Source organism: Pseudoalteromonas distincta (assembly GCF_005877035.1).
GTDB lineage: Bacteria > Pseudomonadota > Gammaproteobacteria > Enterobacterales > Alteromonadaceae > Pseudoalteromonas > Pseudoalteromonas distincta.
In genome coordinates, this window is record NZ_CP040558.1 from 3,251,830 (window position 1) to 3,268,809 (window position 16,980).

The following is a 16,980-nucleotide window of genomic DNA, read 5'->3' on the forward strand; positions in this document are numbered from 1 at the left end:
CCTTTATGTGCGTGATTTTAGGTAATAACACAACCTAACCATGCTTAATAATAGTATGGCAGCCATCAAGTTATGCGCCAGTGCAACTCCCAAAGGAATATGCCAATGTACTAAAATAAGCCCTAAGCTAATTTGGCAAAGCAGGGTAAGTAATACGCTCACCACGCAATTTTTAATTTTTTTAGAGTACGCTTGGCTGTATATTTTCCACATAATTAGCGCCAGGACGATGCAAGTAACCAGTGCCCAAATGCGGTGTAATAAATGAATAGACATACGCGCTTGCTGCGATAACACACCAAATTCATAATTACTGTGCTCAAGTGGTAATTGAAATACGCTACTCAATGAAAACGGTTGTGCGTAATTACACAATGGCAAACCACTACAATGAGGAGCGGCGTAATTTGCAGCCAGCCAACCACCAAGTGCAATTTGGATAATCAATACACTGAGCGCTACTAAACTTAAACCAAAATAGCGTTTTGCGCCGCTATCACCACCCATAATAGGTTTTGCGGTTAGCCGTAAATATAAAAGCGTTATAAGTGACAAAATACTAAAGCCCCCTAATAAGTGGCCCATTACAATAAGCGGCTGAAGGTTCATGGTTACTGTCCACATACCAAGGGCTGCCTGAAACACCACTAGTAGAAGTAAAGCCAAAGGCAATTTAACTGGCGTAGTTGGATATTGGCGTTTTAAAAAAGCCAACACAAATAAACCTAAAATAAGTAAGCCTAAAGCACCTGCAAAATAGCGATGAATCATTTCTTTCCACGCTTTTGCGGTTTCGAACATCATATCGGGGTAGCTTTGAGTTGCTAAGGCTATGTCAGCCTCATGCTTAGGTACCGTTAAAAAGCCATAACAACCAGGCCAATCGGGGCACCCTAAACCTGCATCACTTAAGCGGGTGTACGCACCTAAAGCAACTACAATCAAAGCGAGTAATCCTGTTATTAATACTAATTTTTTATAATTTTTATACATCAGATACTCCAACTTAAGCTCAACTTAATTAGCTAGAACGAGAATAGTTAAGTAATTTTTTTAGATCTTTTAATAACCCTTTTTGTACTAAACGGTTTTCTTGTGGCTCGACCTTAAAGGGATATTCAAGTACCACTAACCCCATATGATCAATTAAATATAAACTTGCAGGATTTAAACTCTGTTGTTCGGTAATAATTTTCCATGGTAGATTTTTATTGTCGGGGCTCCCCATTACAGCCATATCAACCTTGCCTTGGTTTTTACCAAGTGCCACATATAAGTTATTAAGTGCATTGAGCTGCTCGCTGCATGGGGTGTTACATTCGTTTGAATAATTAAGTGCGATAGTCCATTGTTTGGGATTATTTTGCGGCCAATTTTTAAGTTTTATTTCTTGGCTTAAAAACTCACCATTATTAGTAATTGCAGTAGGCAACCAATCAAACTTTAAAGCGCCATATGCCAAAACCAATGGGATTGCGCAGCAGCCCACAAACAACAAAAGGGGATTATTTTTCATTATGTGTCCTTTTTTTACTCGCAAAAATAGCCACAACAGCACATGCAACAGCAATTAAAAACCATTGCACAGCGTAGGCATTATGCTTTTGAGGGCTCATAACAACGGCCTCATAATGAGGTGTTGCAATCTCATCACCAGTACCTTGTCTGTAAGCCATAAAATTAATTAATGATTGCTGGCTTTGGGTGCTCAGCATATTCAAGTCGATAGATTGGATTCTTGTAGGTAAGTCGTTATTTGTAGTTTTATCTTCAAGCGTAAAGCTACTTAAGTTATTTTCTTTTATTTGCGCTTTAAGAATAAAAACACCTGTAGGCAGAGCAATCTTTGGCAGTGTATCTCTAGATATAGGCGCTTTTACCCATCCTAAATTAACTAAAATCACTTTTTCTTCGCTTTCTGGCTTTAGTAAAGCAAGTAAGTCGTACCCTACTTGCCCGTTATAAACTTGATTATCTAAAAGCCAATATTGGTTTTGTACAAACCGCCCTTTTAACTCAACCAATACACCAGTTTTGTTCCAGCTATCAGGCAGGTTAAGTAATTGAGACCAGCTCATCACACCACGAGTCTGTTGCTTAGCAATGGCGGTTAGTTGTTGCTGCTTTTGCTCACCTCGCTCCAACTGCCAAAACCCTAATCGCACACACACAAGTACAACAACCACAACCATACAAAGTGTGATTAGTGAGCTAAGCTTTTGTTTGTGCCATAAAACTAACTGCATAAAGGGTCAACTCAGTGATTATTAAAATTATTATCGTACTGTTGTTAATATTTATACTTTTTAACTTATTTAGAGCATTGTTTATTATGGTGTCAGGGAAAACTGAGGGACGACCTATGTCTCACTTTTTAGGTCGTCGCGTATTGTTTTCGGTCGTTGTTTTAGTTGTTGTTATTGCAGCGCTTAAACTTGGTTTTATTAAAGCAAATAATTCGCCAATAAACGCTACAGCACATATACAAATACAAACAAACACAGCCACACCACATCTACAAAGTGCCAATACCAAGCAGCTGCTTGAAAAGCAAAGTGCTTATCTTTAGTAAAGTGCCCTTTTAATATCCGTAAAAATATTACAAATAAAAGTACGGTTCCTAGCGTTACATGCATGCCATGAAAACCAGTCAATAAAAAGAACGTATTACCGTAAATACCCGCATCTAGCGTTAGGTTAAGGTCATTATATGCATGCATGTACTCCTCAACTTGCAGCCCTAAAAAGCAAACACCCAATAAAATAGTAGCGCCTAAAAACACCTTAAGTGGAGTGCGTTTATTGTTTTCCATCGCTACGTGGGCAAAATGTAAAGTAACTGAGGAAGTAAGCAGTATTAAGGTATTTATAAGTGGTAAGCCTTGCCAGCCCATAGCTTGAGTAGTTTCGCCAGCAGGTGTTGAAACTAGCGGCCAAACGGCTTCAAAAGTAGGCCATAATACCTCGTTAGTCATTGCATTATTGCCTGCACCTCCAAGCCAAGGTACCGACATTACGCGTGCATAAAAAAGCGCACCAAAAAAGGCCATAAAAAACATAACTTCAGAAAAAATAAACCAGCTCATACCTTGCCTAAAAGAGCGATCCATTTGTGCTGAGTACAAACCTTGGTCCGATTCACTAATTACATTTTTAAACCAGCTAAACAACATATACACAAGTACAGCAATACCGGCATAAAGCAGATAAACCCCGCTACCACCTTCTTTACCTACACTCATAACAGTCAAGCCCGCCCCTACTGCAATAAAAAACAATGCAACAGCACCTACAATAGGCCACGGGCTTTGCTCAGGTACGTAATAATGCTCATATTCTTGATTCATTTTATTTACTCCTAGTTTCACACTAGTTTAAAAAGCTAGTTATTACTTGCCACCAGCTGTTCACTAATATCAAATACGGTATAAGATAAAGTTAATTCTTCAATGTCGCTTGGCAATGCGGTATCAACATAAAAAAGTAATTTAAATTCAAGCTCTTCCCCTGCTTTTAGAGGTTGCTGATCAAAGCAAAAACAAGCTATTTTATGTAAATACTTTGCCGCTTTACCTGGCGAGACTGATGGTACAGCCTGCATTACTTTATCTAGATTGCTGTTATTTTTAGCGCTAAACATTACCTCACGCATTGCACCGGGTTTTACCACTACACTGTATTCTTTTGATTTAACTTCAAACGGTGCACCACTTTGTGCGTGAGTAGTAAAGCTAACGCCGACTTCTCGGTTTTGTACTATTTGTGTACTTTGCTCTGCTTGCTCAAGCGAAGGCTTTCCATTAAGCCCTGTTACATCACAAAACACGTCATACAAAGGTACTAAAGCAAAGGCAAAGGCAAACATGCCTATGCAAATAAGTACCAAACGTTTGAGTAGCGGTGCGTGTGTCATTACTTAATTACCGGCGGCGTAGAAAAAGTATGATATGGCGCTGGAGAGTCAACTTCCCACTCAAGCCCTTCTGCTCCTTCCCATACTTTTGCAGGCACTTTATCACCGCCACGCGCGCATTTAATTACCACAGCTACAAACAACAATTGCGATAAACCAAAGGCAAACCCACCAATACTTATGATTGCGTTAAAGTCGGCAAATTGAAGAGCGTAATCGGGAATTCGACGCGGCATACCAGCAAGCCCTACAAAATGCATAGGAAAAAACAGTACGTTCACGCTCACCAGCGATAGCCAAAAATGCCATTTAGCCAATGTGATATTAAACATATTGCCCGTCCACTTGGGCAGCCAGTAATAGGCCCCCGCCATTATCGAAAATACAGCCCCTGTTACTAATACATAATGAAAGTGCGCCACTACAAAATAAGTATCGTGATATTGAAAGTCAGCAGGTGTAATTGCCAGCATCAATCCCGAAAAACCACCCAAGGTAAACAGCACAATAAACGCAATACTAAAAAGCATTGGCACTTCAAAAGTTATTGAGCCTTTCCACATTGTGGCAACCCAATTAAATACTTTTACTCCTGTAGGTACCGATATAAGCATGGTCGCGTACATAAAAAACAACTCGCCAGCGACCGGCATCCCAGTAGTAAACATATGATGAGCCCATACAATAAAGCTCAATAGTGCTATGGAGGATGTGGCGTATACCATTGAGGCATAGCCAAAAAGTTTTTTACGAGAAAAGGTAGGTATTATTGTAGATATAATGCCAAAGGCAGGAAGAATCATTATGTATACTTCGGGATGACCAAAAAACCAAAAAATGTGTTGGAACATCACCGGGTCGCCACCGCCTGCGGCATCAAAAAAGCTGGTCGCAAAATACTTATCGGTAAGTACCATAGTGACAGCCCCTGCAAGCACTGGCATTACCGCTATTAATAAAAAGGCAGTAATTAACCACGTCCATACAAATAAGGGCAACTTCATCCATGTCATGCCGGGGGCACGTAAGTTCACTATGGTTACAATCACATTGATTGCGCCCATTATTGAGCTAATTCCCATAATATGTACGGCAAATACAAACAATGCAGTATTATCATTACTGTATGTTGTGGACAGTGGTGCATAAAAAGTCCAACCAAATGCAGGCCCCCCACCAGGCATAAATAACGATGCCAATAGGATTAAAAACGCAAACGGCAAAATCCAAAAGCTCCAGTTATTCATTCTTGGCAATGCCATATCTGGCGCGCCAATCATAAGTGGTATCATCCAGTTAGCAAGGCCTGTAAAGGCGGGCATAACCGCACCAAACACCATAATTAAACCATGCACGGTGGTCATTTGATTAAAAAAGTGAGGATCGACCAACTGTAAGCCTGGTTGAAATAATTCAGCCCTGATCACCATAGCCATTGCGCCACCAATTAAGAACATGGTCAGCGAAAAAATTAAATATAAACTACCTATATCTTTATGATTAGTTGTGTAAAGCCAGCGTTTAAAACCTTTAGCTGGGTGATGAGCATGATGAGCTTCATTGGCGTTAGGTTGTTCTACTATGCTACTCATTAGTTCGCCTCCACTTTGGCATCAAGTGCTGCCTGTATTTGACTCGGTTGAATAACATCACCCGTATCATTACCCCACGCATTACGTTTATAAGTAATAACCGCTGCTAATTGCTTTATAGATAACTGTTTGGCAAATGCTTGCATTGCCGTACCGGGTCGTCCATGGATAACTACATCAATGTGATCTTTTATATCGCCAAGCACTATAGGACTGCCTTTAAGTGCAGGAAATACACCCGGTAAGCCCATGCCCGTAGGCTGATGGCACGCTGCACAATTAGCCATATATACTTGTTCGCCTAAAGTCATTAACTCTTCTTTTGGGAGGGTTTTATCAAGTAATGCGGCATCTGCCAGCGCAGCTTTCTGCTTCGCCTGCTTTGCATCTGCAAGCCATGTTTTAAAATCAGCCTCAGATTTAGCGACCACCACAACGGGCATAAAGCCATGGTCTTTACCACACAACTCAGCACATTGTCCTCGGTAAGTACCTTCTTCGTTTATGTTCGTCCATGTTTCGTTTATAAAGCCGGGGTTCGCATCTTTTTTAACTGCAAAATCAGGTACCCACCAAGAGTGAATAACATCGTCAGAAGTCATTAAAAATCGTACTTTTTGATTTATTGGCAGTACAAGAGGCTTATCAACCTCAAGTAAGTAGTTAGGATTTTTATCTGCAAGATTCGCGATTTCATCTTGCGGGGTAGATAAAATAGAGTAGAACTCTACATCTTCGCCCATATATTCATAATGCCATTTCCATTGCGAACCCGTAATTTTAATAGTGAGATCAGCTTTGCTGGCATCTTCCATTGCAATTAGGGTTTTAGTGGCTGGTACTGCCATAGCAATTAAAATAACAAACGGAATTGCAGTCCAAAGTATTTCTACTTTAGTGCTTTCGTGAAATTGGGCAGGTACAGCCCCTTTAGATTTACGGTGATGAATAAGTGCCCAAAACATAATTGCGAACACTATCACCCCAATCACACAACATATTATAAATATGGTCATGTGCAGCTGATATACATTATTGCTTATATCGGTTACGCCTTTGCGCATATTGTATTGGCTATTAGCCAAAACTGGGTGCGTAAAAACACATAATATAAGCCACAAGGTAGAGGTCAGTTTACCCATGTGACGGCTCCTTTGATGCTATTGCGAATGCAAAGCGAAGAGGCATACGGCTTAAACGCCAATTCGTTATTTTTATTTTTTTAGCCAATCTCATTTAATATTGATTGGTTTTGCTGCGCCAACAACGGGTTTGTGTATATTGTGTGTTCTCAAAACTAAAAAGCTGTGAGTTATTATTAGCTCAGCACATTAACAATTAGCTAAAAAACGAACAACAAGCAAGTTTTAGTATAAAAAACAATCAGGTGATATTGAATAATTAATAAAAATCGGTAATCAACTGGGCGACAGAAAGTTCAAAATATGAGCAAAACAAAGGGGTTTAACGCATTCGGAGGGGGAAGATATAAGTGCAAAAAAGTTTACAGCTTAAATAGTCAGTGGGCGGTTTACGCCCTATTTTTAGTACAAATTTTAAAACAAAAATGCGTACTAATTAGTACGCATTTATAAAACTGCTTGTTTAAAAGCTATTTTTAAAGTCACATCCAATCAGCGTTTCTTATAACGCCAACGGCTAAGCCTTCAATATTAAAAGACTCATTCTCAAGATCTACTTCAATAGAGTCAAAATCGTCGTTTTCAGCATGAAGTAATACTTTACGACCCGCTTTCTCAAGACGTTTTACAGTTACGTCTTCGTCTAGGCGAGCAACAACAACTTGTCCATTTTCAGCGGTTTGAGTACGATGTACTGCAAGTAAATCACCATCCATAATACCAATATCTTTCATGCTCATACCGTTAACGCGTAGTAAAAAATCTGCAGCCGGTTTAAACATTAATGGATCGATTTTGCAGTGACTTTCAACGTGCTCTTGCGCCAAAATAGGTGAACCAGCAGCAACACGCCCTATAAGCGGTAAACCTAATTGTTCTGGCTCTTCTTCTTCAATTAATTGAATACCACGGCTTGCACCTGGTTTCATTTTAATTGCGCCTTTTTTAGCAAGTGCTTTTAAATGTTCTTCAGCAGCATTGGCACTTTTAAAACCTAATGTTTGCGCTATTTCAGCACGTGTAGGAGGCATACCAGTGTCTTTAATAAAAACTTTAATTAGTTCGAGTATTTGAGCTTGGCGGTTCGTTAATGGTCGCATACAACTGGTTTTCCATACAGTACATTTAACTGTGAGTATATACAGTTAAATAAAAATCGCAAATTTAAATTAAGCCTTAAAATAGCTAAAGTAATTTCACTTGTGTACATTTTAGGGATATAACTAAAGCTAAGTTTATAAATGATTAAAAATGCAAAGGAGACATTATGAGTATTTGGTACCAGCCCATCACCTTAGAGCTGTGCAAGCAGTTAGAGCAAGGCGTTAATGGCCAAGGAACATTAATGAAAACTATGGGGATAGAAGTCACAGAAATTGGCGATGATTATTTGGTTGCCACAATGCCGGCAATTCCTGAGCATCATAACCCAATGGGCATGGTTCACGGCGGTGCTAACGTTGTACTTGCCGAAACAGTTGCCAGCTATGCCGCTAACTTTGTTGTCGATTTTACTAAATTTTACTGTGTAGGGCAGGAGATTAGCGCAAGTCATTTAAAAGCATCTCGCAACGGCACTTTAACAGCCACGGCTAGAGCATTTCATATTGGCAAACGTAGTTCAGTGTGGGAAATAAAAATTACAAATAGCCGCAATGAGCTGTGCTGCGTATCAAAAATGACCGCAGCAGTCGTAGAGCGAAGATAGTTACTTTTCGATTGGGTAAATGGTAATTTCCATACCCGCACCAATCGCAGATATACGCAATAATGTATCTGCATCTAAGGCTTGATTAAAGCACTTAGGAGAAGTCCCTGATTCAAAACCAATATCAAACGTTCTACGTGAACAGCTTAACCATTGCTTTAGCGCGTTACGCGAACACGATTCAATAAGCTCACATATATGGTTTATGGCTTTATCAGGTGTGCTCACCTCACCTGTAGCTTCAATACGCGCTAGTTGACGGTATTCGTCTTTGTCATAATGTAAAATCGTCGCGACTTTTTTCAAGTCCGCCACTAGCAAACTAATATCTTGCTTTGATTCAAGCTCAAGATCTACATTTAAAAATTGAATTTCCGACATCGTTTCGTATTTATCCTCTAATAATTTCATTGCAAACTTTAACGCAGTTTTACCGTTATACCAAATCAACTATGCTCTATTAACCACTTTATATGGATATTTCGCAGCTTTTAAGTATTTTTTAGCATTTAAAGCTAGCTGGATATCAAACATCCAGCTCAATTAAACAGATAAGTCATGTTAGGGATTTAAGTGTAATCTTTTTTATTTTTAAATGATTACAGTAAGCTATAGTTTAAACTGCGACAAAATGTCGCAGTAACTTATCCCATTAATGTAATAAACTAGCCTCTAAAAATAATAAGACTAAAACATGAATAAAAAAATATTTAAACATGCTCGCAAGTTACATAAATGGTTAGGTTATTTATTAGCACTACAAATTTTAGCATGGTTACTAGGTGGTTTCATTATGAGTGCAATCCCTCTTGATAAAGTTCATGGGGAGCATCTTGCAACACGTACTCTTAATAACCCATTTACGCAGGCTGATTATGTTGCCTCCCTTGACGATATTGCCTCTCAGGTGGCTAATCCAACACAAATAATTTTTGAGAACTTTTTAACTACACCACTTATTACTGTCTTTAGTAATAACGAGCAGCAAAGCTTCAATGGCATAACAGGCCGACCATTTGAACCGCCAACTAAAATACAAATTACCGCAAATGCTAAAGCACACTTACTTATTGACGCTCAAGTAACAAGCGTTGTACTACTAAAGCAAGGTACGCGGGAAGTCGGATATGAAACCAATGTTTGGCAGGTCCAATTTGACGACACTTTTAACACAACACTGTACTTGTCAGAAAATAACGGCAAAGTTGTCACCGTTCGCAGCACGCTATGGCGAATATTCGACTTTTTTTGGATGTTACATATTATGGATTACGATGAGCGAGAGAATTTTAATAATCCACTGCTTATTAGCTTTTCAGCAACCAGTGTACTTTTTTGTTTAAGTGGAATATTACTACTTATACAAAATATACGACTAAAACGATTTATCCGAATTAAAAATAAGAATAAATCAAAGTAGTCATATTGGTTTTTGAGAGCTAGCGCCCACTTATCAAAGAGTAAATAAGCCTAGGGCTTATTTTATTCCAAGTGCTTAAATCGACTCAAATGTCGCTTTAACATTTCGTTTTCGAAAATCAACTCATCACGCTCATCCAGCAATTGTAAAACTAAAGCTATTGCCGACCAATCTAACGAAAAGTCATGTTGGATACGGGCCGCTTTTTTAACTAAGGTCACTGCAGATACCGTAAATTGCCACTGCGTAACATGCTCCCCCTCAATTGGAACCGCAATATTATGCTCAACTAGCTCATATAAAATTGCTTCGCTAATATCACTACTCAAACATAGCTCTTTACTAGTAAGTAAATCGTCCTTTTGTGTCACGATAATTTGCATTATGGCTTGCTCCAGTTATTACGGGGATTAAAGTGAGCTTTTTCGGCTAATTCTTCCCAAAGTTTTTTACTGGTATCATCAACAGATGTTGGATTAACAATTTTAAGCACAGCAAATAAGTCACCTTTAGCTTTTTTACTCATTAATCCCTTACCTTTAATACGCAAGCGTTGACCAGACTGACTATTAGAAGGAATAGTTAATTGGATATTACCTGTCAACGTAGGTAAATTTAGCTTTGTACCAAGAGCCGCTTCCCATGGTGCAAGAGGGACAACTATATTTAGGTTATGACCCTCAACATCAAATAATGGGTGAGGCACTAAACTAATTTGTAAATACAAGTCGCCATTTTGCCCATTCGCTGACCCTAATCCGCCTTGCCCTTTTAGTCGAATTCGCTCGCCATTTACTGAGCCTGCAGGAATTTTCACTTTAAGTGATTTTTTAATTTCAGTGACACGGCCACTGCTGTCTCGCTGCGGTAACATAAACTCAACAGGCTTCACGGTATCAACTAAAGTCTCTTCAAGAAAAATTGGGAACTCTATTTCCACATCTTGTCCTTTTTGCGCGCGAGCGGCGTTACTTCTGCTCTGCCCGGAACGATCGAATCCACCAGCTCCGCCAAACATTGAATTAATAAAGTCAGAAAACTCTTGGTCGGTTTGAGGATCGCTTTGCTGATAATTACTTTGCGAAGAGGCATTGTTACCACCATAATGGCCTTGCTGTTGACGAGCACGATTTTGTTGGTGACGACGTAACTCGTCGTATTTAGTGCGTTCTTCTTTGTTATGGATGACTTCGTAAGCTTCTGCTATTTCTTTAAACTTATCTTCTGCTTGAGGCTCTTTGCTTACATCTGGGTGATATTTTCTGGCTAACTTTTTATAAGCTACTTTAACCGCTTTATCATCTGCATCAGGCGATATTCCAAGCACTGCATAATAATCAACAAATTTCATTTGCAATCCAAATCCTCATATTGAGTAAGCTTTAAGCATACTCCTTAACGGGTAACCTTGTGTGGTTAAAATACGATAAATAGTGAGAAATAAATGAATAGTGAAAATAACTTTGAGTAAAAAATTAATCAGGCACTTTTTATTAATATAAGCGTAGGCCTTAAGTTAACTTTATCTTTTATCTTCAAGGCTTTAAACTGCCTATTCCTGTAGTTCACATTTGTGATGGATATGACTCGATTTATTCTGGCCTTATTGGCTTGTTGTGTGTGCGTTTCGGTATCAGCCGAACAATTTACCCGTTTTTCAACGGCTAAAAGACATTTAATTAAAACCCTACCTGACAACGCCAAAAGCATTTACTGCGGCTGTGATATTAAAAAAGAAGGCAAAAAACTCATTCCTGATCCTTCTAACTGTGGTTACATTCCTCGAAATACACTTACCCGCTCAGGCAAAGTAAATGTGCGAGCACTACGCATTGAGTGGGAACATATTGTTCCGGCGTGGGAATTTGGTCATCAGCTACAATGTTGGCAAGATGGCGGACGTAAAAACTGCCGTAAAGTAAGTGCTAAATTTAGAAAAATGGAAGCTGATATAAATAACTTAGCGCCAGCTATTGGCGAAATTAATGCCGATCGCTCTAATTATCGTTTTGGCATGCTTAGCGAAAACGCCACACAGTATGGTCGCTGCGAAGTAAAAGTAAACTTTAAGCAACGTGTAGTTGAACCGCCTGTCTATGCACGTAAACGTATAGCCGACACTTACGCTTACATGCAGAAAACATACGGTTTAAAAATCTCTGATAAACAGCAAAAGTTATTTAATGCGTGGAAAAAGCAAGCATTCGCAGATACAAGTAGTGCGAGCAAGCTCTAAGCTTTAACACTCATTTACATAAATCAAAGTTATAAATGTTGAATAAACGAGCGAGTGTTGTAATATTTTAAACAACTTATTTACAAAAAAAGCCCTTACCTATGTTTAAAAATAATAAAACCTCGCTTGCCATTTTCACTGCATTTGCGGGCTTTGCTTTGACCGGTTGTGGCGGCGGCGGTAGCGGTATCGACTCAGCCCCTGTAGTTACAACACCTGTTAGTAGCAGTCCAACATGGACTGCGGGTGTATTTGAACCCTCTAACGATTTAAAAAACTTTTGCGAAACCCCGCGTACGGGTAATGATCCCTTTAATAACAACGAGCCTTACCCAGATCAAGCAGGTTCTGCCCTTTACGAAAAACTCTGGCTTCGCTCTTGGAGCGACGAAACCTACCTTTGGTATGATGAGATTGCCGATAACGATCCTGAAAGCTTTGCCACAGTAGCAGATTATTTTGCCCAATTAAAAACAGAGCAGCTTACCGACTCAGGTGCAAAAAAAGATAACTTTCATTTTTCAGAACCTACTGAAGATTACTTTCAAGAAGCGCAATCGGGCGTTACTTCTGGTTACGGTATAAATTGGGCGTTTATTGGCGATACAGCCGACCGTATTTTACGCGTCGCTTATCTTGAAGATGATTCACCTGCAAGCCAAATAGGCTTTCAACGTGGTGATACTGTACTTTCAGTTGACGGTGTTAGCATTAATACCAATACACAGTCGGGTGTAGATACGCTTAACGAAGGCTTATTTAGCCCAACTAACGGCGACTCACATACTATTGTTGTACGCAGTAACGATGGCGCCGAAAAAACATTTAATGTAACCGCTGGCAATATTGAACAAACACCGGTTCAAAATGTTAAAACGATTACAACCGTAAATGGTTTAAGCGTGGGTTACATGCAATTTAATAGCCATATAAGCATTGCCCAAGAAGGGCTTATTGATGCGGTAAATAAGTTTAAAACCGATGGTATTGATGAGCTTGTAATCGACTTTAGATATAACGGTGGTGGTTTATTAGCACTGTCGGCACAATTGGCTTATATGGTTGCCGGTAATGCCAACGTTAACAACCGCTTTTATTATCAAACTCAACAAAACGATAAACAACCCGTTGATTCACCTTTTCCATTTATTGATGAAGAAATAGATTACTCTACTTTTTTTAGCACAGGTGAAAACCTACCTGATTTAAACCTATCAAAGGTTTATGTATTAAGCACATCAGGCACCTGTTCGGCATCAGAAGCTTTTATTAATGGTTTAAAAGGTATAGACGCAGAAGTTATTTTAATTGGCGACACAACCTGCGGTAAGCCCTATGGCTTTACCCCAACTCATAACTGCGCAACAACCTATTACACTATTCAATTTAGTGGCGTAAATAGCAAAGGATTTGGCGAATACGCTGCGGGTTTTACACCAACCCCTACGCCACAATTTGATGCTGATGTTCAAGGTTGTGAAATTGAGGACGACTTTGATCATCAGTTAGGCGACAGTGACGAGGCCGTTTTAGCCACCGCATTATTTCATGTTGAAAATGGCAATTGCCCAATTAGAACGGCTGCTGCAAAAGCAGAGCCAGCTAATTTTTCAAGCTCTCGTGAATCTCTCATTCCTTTAAATATGCCTGAGCAATTTACCCAGCGTAATATGGACTTAACTTGGCCAACACTGAGTGAGGAAAGGTAATGGCTAAATTATTACTCCCATTAGCTACCTTATTCGCTTTGGGAGGATGCCAAAGTGTAAATAGTGAGCCCGCTAAACCCGCTATATTAACGAGCGTTAATCCCAGCGTTATTACAACACTACAACAGGCAATTCAACAAGCTAAGGGAGGCGCATTAGTAACACTTTCCGATTCCGTATTTACTAAACGTAGCGAACTGCTAATTGATCATGCAATGAGTAAAGGGTCTGATGGCAGAGTAATTATGGGCGCGCATAATATAAAATCTGAAAAGTTTATTTTGCAGCTACGTAATAACCAATGCGAGCTTTACTATCCTAAAAAAGAGCTTACTACAGTACTTGAAGGTGTGACCTGTAAAGAGTTATAAGGCACTTTATTAGCGTTTATAAAAAGGCGCGCAGCACACCGCTGCGCGCCTTTTTCTATTTTAAAGCGTTATTACAAGTCTTGATGCGGACCAAACACTTCATAATGAATCTGCTCGTTTTTAACACCTAACTCAAGTAACTGGTTTTTTATAAATGCCATAAAACCGGCAGGACCACATATATAAAAGTCACCATTACTCAATGGTAGCTGTGCTTGTACTGCGTTTAGGTTCATTAACCCAGTAAAGTCAGCGCCCTCTGTCGCTTGGTTAAACCACGTCATTGTTTGTAAGCGGTTATAAACTGCATTTAACTCATTTAAATATTTTGAAAACGAATGCTGCTGAGTATTTTCGCAGGCATGTAAATACATAATCTCTTGATTAGAGTTGTCACTTAATAACGTTTCAAGCATAGCCAGCATTGGCGTTTGCCCAACACCTGCTGAAATGAGTACCGCTGGACTTGTATTATTACGTAAAAAGAAGTCTCCTGCCGGCGGGTATAGCTCAACAATAGTGCCTTGCTCTAATGAGTGTAAATGATTAGACACCATGCCAGGCTTTGGCTGTAGCTCTTTTTTAACACTAATACGGTAGTTTTTAGCGTTACTTTTTTGTGAAATAGAATACTGGCGAATTTCTTCATATTCAGCGCCCTCTGGCTTAACTTTAATACCTAAATACTGCCCTGGTTTATGTGTAATAACAGCTTCGCCATCAACTGGCGTAAGTGTAAAACTCGTTACTAGTTCTGATTCAGCCTGTTTGTTGGTTATTTCAAATTGGCGAGTTCCCGCCCAACCACCGTGTTTATTTTTACTGTGCTCATACAAAGCAGCTTCTTCGGTTATACAAATATCAGCAAGTACGCCGTAAGCTTCGCGCCAAGCGTATTCAACATCGGGAGTAAATTGCTCAGGAAGAAGCTCTTTAAGCGTACCAATTAAGTGTGCACCTACAATAGGGTAATGCTCAGGTAAAATATTCAAGCTGGTATGCTTATGATTAATACGTGTTAGCGCTTCTTTTAATACGGCTAAATTATCAATATTTTGTGCATACGCAGCCAATGCATTAAAAAGTGCAAATTGCTGACGACCTGTATCTTGATTCGCCATATTAAAAATATTTTTAAGCTCAGGATTATGGCTAAATAAACGCTTATAAAAATGATCGGTAACAACCGTACCCGCCTGCGCTAATAACGGAACTGTGCTTTTTACAATCTCAATGGTTTTATCAGATAACATATGTGTTTCCTATGGATGAACTAACCACGACGCCCATCAACACGACGCCGCGTTAATATAGGTGTGCAGTGAATTAAAAATAATGAAAAAGCCACTAACCACAGCAAAGCACTTATTTGCCAAGCAAGGTGAGGCCCAATAATAAAAGGGAGTAATGAACGAGTAATAGCGGCCACAAGCAAAAACGCAAAAGCAACAGCCATGTAATGGGGAATAGCGAGTGTCCGCCCTGTATGACCATGTGATACACGCGTCATCATTGCTAAAATCATCATACCTATTGTGCCAATAGTGATTAAGTGCAGCGCATCTTTAAATTGTATTGCACTGCTATAAAAGCTAAATGCAACCATCATTAACCCTACGCCTAACGCTAAGTAAGAAAAATGTAAAGACCATAACAACGGCACTCTCAATACCTTGCTATCCCACCAACAACCAGCCCTAAGCAGGTGAAGCGCAGCAACAGTTGCAACAACTAACGCAGGATTAATCGTGTTCAAAAACAACTTGTTGATGAAAAACAGAGTGATAGCCAAAATAGATAAATACATCACCGCTTTATCTATTTTAGGAGTGCGAACTTGTGCGGCTAAACCTAGACCTTTAGCGGTAAAAAATGGTAAAACGCGGCCCGCAACAATGCCAACTAGTAAAGTAATTACCAGTACTGCGGTATCAACCACACCAAGTGCAAGCTGCATGTTTTGTTGTAAAACAAGTATTAAATACAATACATTGAGTCCACAAAGCACAGCTAAAATAGCTAAAAACGGATAGTTACTTTTGCTATTGGCTTTTAATAACATATTAGCCAACGCGGTTATGGCGCCTAACCACCAAATAACTTGTAATGTAAGTGCAGCATATAAATTAAAATGAGCAATATCTGGCAGTACTACAAAAAATGCTAAGCGCGCTGCAAGCCATATAAACGTAAGCCACATAAGAGCTTTGCCACTTATGCTCGGCACGCCTGTCCACGTTTGTGCTGCGGTAAGTAAAAAGCCAACAGCTACAACTCCTGCAAAGCCAAACAGCATTTCGTGCGCGTGCCATAATGTCGCAGGTATCGATAAGTGCCAACTTGCATGGCCTGTTAAAATAAGTAGCCAATACCCCACTGACAAAAATGCCAATAAGCCACCGCCTAAAAAGAAAGGCCTAAAAGCTAGCATCCATAACGGCCATTGAGATACTTGATGAATAGCAACGCGTGCTGGCATTGGCTCAGTTAAGTTTATAGGGCGCATTATCGTACCTCCTGCCCTAAACCATGCTGTGCAACACAGCGCAGTACGTAACTTACTTTTAAAATAGCAGCAATAACAATAGTCCCAATATGAGCTGATACTTGCACCGCCATGGAAAAGTACTCAGCAAACGGGTAGCTAATTAAAATACTTGCCGTAATACACACTAAACTCACAGCCAATGCAGTATTGGCAGCAAATAATACTGTTTCGTATAGTGAACTAAACTGTGTTTGATTATTTAAATTATTCAGCATTAGTGTGTTCATAGCGATCTCTGTAACTAACTACGTTACTTAGCTATTACACATACTGTGCCAAAAAATTTAATTAATTAAATTCAATAAGTTAAATTAAATCACTTTACAGTATGAGTCTTTATG

General features: G+C 39.4%; 20 protein-coding genes. 6 read left to right on the top strand and 14 right to left on the bottom strand.

Annotated features, from left to right (window positions below; all coding sequences use genetic code 11):
* Positions 1 to 3 precede the first annotated feature (3 nt).
* From FFU37_RS14615 to FFU37_RS14625, 3 genes are read right to left on the bottom strand one after another with little or no spacing between them, the layout of a single operon-like run.
* The gene (locus FFU37_RS14615; protein WP_138489789.1) at positions 4 to 993 is read right to left on the bottom strand and encodes a COX15/CtaA family protein; all 990 of its coding nucleotides are present in this window, start codon (positions 991 to 993) and stop codon (positions 4 to 6) included.
* Between the two features lie 28 nt (positions 994 to 1,021).
* A complete protein-coding gene (locus tag FFU37_RS14620; RefSeq protein ID WP_002959602.1) occupies positions 1,022 to 1,516 on the bottom strand; it encodes a hypothetical protein in 495 nt (164 codons plus the stop codon).
* Positions 1,506 to 2,246 carry an SURF1 family protein gene (locus FFU37_RS14625; RefSeq protein ID WP_138489790.1) on the bottom strand — a complete coding sequence of 247 codons (741 nt, stop codon included), beginning with the start codon at positions 2,244 to 2,246 and terminating at the stop codon, positions 1,506 to 1,508. Before FFU37_RS14625 ends, FFU37_RS14620 begins: the two co-directional genes overlap by 11 nt.
* 14 nt (positions 2,247 to 2,260) lie before the next feature.
* Between FFU37_RS14625 and FFU37_RS20525 the strand changes: the two genes are divergently transcribed.
* Entirely contained in the window at positions 2,261 to 2,569 is a 309-nt protein-coding gene (locus tag FFU37_RS20525) for a DUF2909 family protein (protein WP_081824568.1), read from the top strand.
* On the opposite strand, the gene FFU37_RS14635 is transcribed toward FFU37_RS20525, so the two are convergent.
* From FFU37_RS14635 to lexA, 5 genes are all read right to left on the bottom strand, one after another.
* Complete coding sequence (locus FFU37_RS14635) at positions 2,472 to 3,347, bottom strand: cytochrome c oxidase subunit 3 (protein WP_138489791.1); 876 nt, start codon at positions 3,345 to 3,347, stop codon at positions 2,472 to 2,474. The genes FFU37_RS20525 and FFU37_RS14635 overlap by 98 nt on opposite strands.
* Positions 3,348 to 3,382: 35 nt before the next feature.
* A complete protein-coding gene (locus FFU37_RS14640) occupies positions 3,383 to 3,913 on the bottom strand; it encodes a cytochrome c oxidase assembly protein (RefSeq protein ID WP_002959612.1) in 531 nt (176 codons plus the stop codon).
* Positions 3,913 to 5,505 (bottom strand): cytochrome c oxidase subunit I, encoded by a 1,593-nt coding sequence (gene ctaD, locus FFU37_RS14645; RefSeq protein WP_138489792.1) that lies wholly within the window; start codon positions 5,503 to 5,505, stop codon positions 3,913 to 3,915. Before ctaD ends, FFU37_RS14640 begins: the two co-directional genes overlap by 1 nt.
* On the bottom strand, positions 5,505 to 6,647 hold the full coding sequence (gene coxB / locus FFU37_RS14650; RefSeq protein WP_138489793.1) for a cytochrome c oxidase subunit II: 1,143 nt from the start codon (positions 6,645 to 6,647) through the stop codon (positions 5,505 to 5,507). The genes ctaD and coxB overlap by 1 nt, the downstream gene beginning before the upstream one ends.
* Positions 6,648 to 7,129: 482 nt before the next feature.
* Positions 7,130 to 7,747: a transcriptional repressor LexA gene (gene lexA, locus FFU37_RS14655; RefSeq protein WP_024595093.1), complete on the bottom strand. Its 618-nt coding sequence runs from the start codon at positions 7,745 to 7,747 to the stop codon at positions 7,130 to 7,132.
* A gap of 167 nt (positions 7,748 to 7,914) precedes the next feature.
* On the opposite strand from lexA, the gene FFU37_RS14660 reads away from it, so the two are divergent.
* On the top strand, positions 7,915 to 8,355 hold the full coding sequence (locus tag FFU37_RS14660) for a PaaI family thioesterase (protein ID WP_002959621.1): 441 nt from the start codon (positions 7,915 to 7,917) through the stop codon (positions 8,353 to 8,355).
* Here the strand turns inward: FFU37_RS14660 and FFU37_RS14665 are convergent, their stop codons facing one another.
* Positions 8,356 to 8,736 (bottom strand): hypothetical protein, encoded by a 381-nt coding sequence (locus FFU37_RS14665; RefSeq protein ID WP_024595094.1) that lies wholly within the window; start codon positions 8,734 to 8,736, stop codon positions 8,356 to 8,358.
* 313 nt (positions 8,737 to 9,049) lie between these two features.
* Between FFU37_RS14665 and FFU37_RS14670 the strand changes: the two genes are divergently transcribed.
* The gene (locus tag FFU37_RS14670; protein ID WP_138489794.1) at positions 9,050 to 9,775 is read left to right on the top strand and encodes a hypothetical protein; all 726 of its coding nucleotides are present in this window, start codon (positions 9,050 to 9,052) and stop codon (positions 9,773 to 9,775) included.
* Between the two features lie 62 nt (positions 9,776 to 9,837).
* On the opposite strand, the gene FFU37_RS14675 is transcribed toward FFU37_RS14670, so the two are convergent.
* Together FFU37_RS14675 and FFU37_RS14680 are read right to left on the bottom strand one after the other, a co-directional pair.
* The gene (locus FFU37_RS14675; protein WP_002959626.1) at positions 9,838 to 10,158 is read right to left on the bottom strand and encodes a chaperone modulator CbpM; all 321 of its coding nucleotides are present in this window, start codon (positions 10,156 to 10,158) and stop codon (positions 9,838 to 9,840) included.
* Positions 10,158 to 11,126: a DnaJ C-terminal domain-containing protein gene (locus tag FFU37_RS14680; RefSeq protein ID WP_138489795.1), complete on the bottom strand. Its 969-nt coding sequence runs from the start codon at positions 11,124 to 11,126 to the stop codon at positions 10,158 to 10,160. Before FFU37_RS14680 ends, FFU37_RS14675 begins: the two co-directional genes overlap by 1 nt.
* 231 nt (positions 11,127 to 11,357) lie before the next feature.
* Between FFU37_RS14680 and FFU37_RS14685 the strand changes: the two genes are divergently transcribed.
* The 3 genes from FFU37_RS14685 to FFU37_RS14695 all read left to right on the top strand — a co-directional run bounded on the left by FFU37_RS14685 (position 11,358) and on the right by FFU37_RS14695 (position 14,091).
* Complete coding sequence (locus FFU37_RS14685; protein WP_033012759.1) at positions 11,358 to 12,011, top strand: endonuclease; 654 nt, start codon at positions 11,358 to 11,360, stop codon at positions 12,009 to 12,011.
* Between the two features lie 101 nt (positions 12,012 to 12,112).
* Positions 12,113 to 13,720 (top strand): S41 family peptidase, encoded by a 1,608-nt coding sequence (locus FFU37_RS14690; RefSeq protein ID WP_039489147.1) that lies wholly within the window; start codon positions 12,113 to 12,115, stop codon positions 13,718 to 13,720.
* On the top strand, positions 13,720 to 14,091 hold the full coding sequence (locus FFU37_RS14695; protein ID WP_138489796.1) for a hypothetical protein: 372 nt from the start codon (positions 13,720 to 13,722) through the stop codon (positions 14,089 to 14,091). Before FFU37_RS14690 ends, FFU37_RS14695 begins: the two co-directional genes overlap by 1 nt.
* 71 nt (positions 14,092 to 14,162) lie before the next feature.
* Here FFU37_RS14695 and hmpA read toward each other — a convergent pair whose 3' ends face one another.
* The 3 genes from hmpA to FFU37_RS14710 are packed head-to-tail and all read right to left on the bottom strand — an operon-like array spanning position 14,163 to position 16,866.
* On the bottom strand, positions 14,163 to 15,344 hold the full coding sequence (gene hmpA, locus FFU37_RS14700) for an NO-inducible flavohemoprotein (protein WP_039489151.1): 1,182 nt from the start codon (positions 15,342 to 15,344) through the stop codon (positions 14,163 to 14,165).
* A gap of 20 nt (positions 15,345 to 15,364) precedes the next feature.
* A complete protein-coding gene (locus tag FFU37_RS14705; RefSeq protein WP_039489153.1) occupies positions 15,365 to 16,597 on the bottom strand; it encodes an NnrS family protein in 1,233 nt (410 codons plus the stop codon).
* Positions 16,597 to 16,866 (bottom strand): hypothetical protein, encoded by a 270-nt coding sequence (locus FFU37_RS14710; RefSeq protein WP_007584928.1) that lies wholly within the window; start codon positions 16,864 to 16,866, stop codon positions 16,597 to 16,599. The genes FFU37_RS14705 and FFU37_RS14710 overlap by 1 nt, the downstream gene beginning before the upstream one ends.
* Between the last annotated feature and the right edge of the window lie 114 nt (positions 16,867 to 16,980).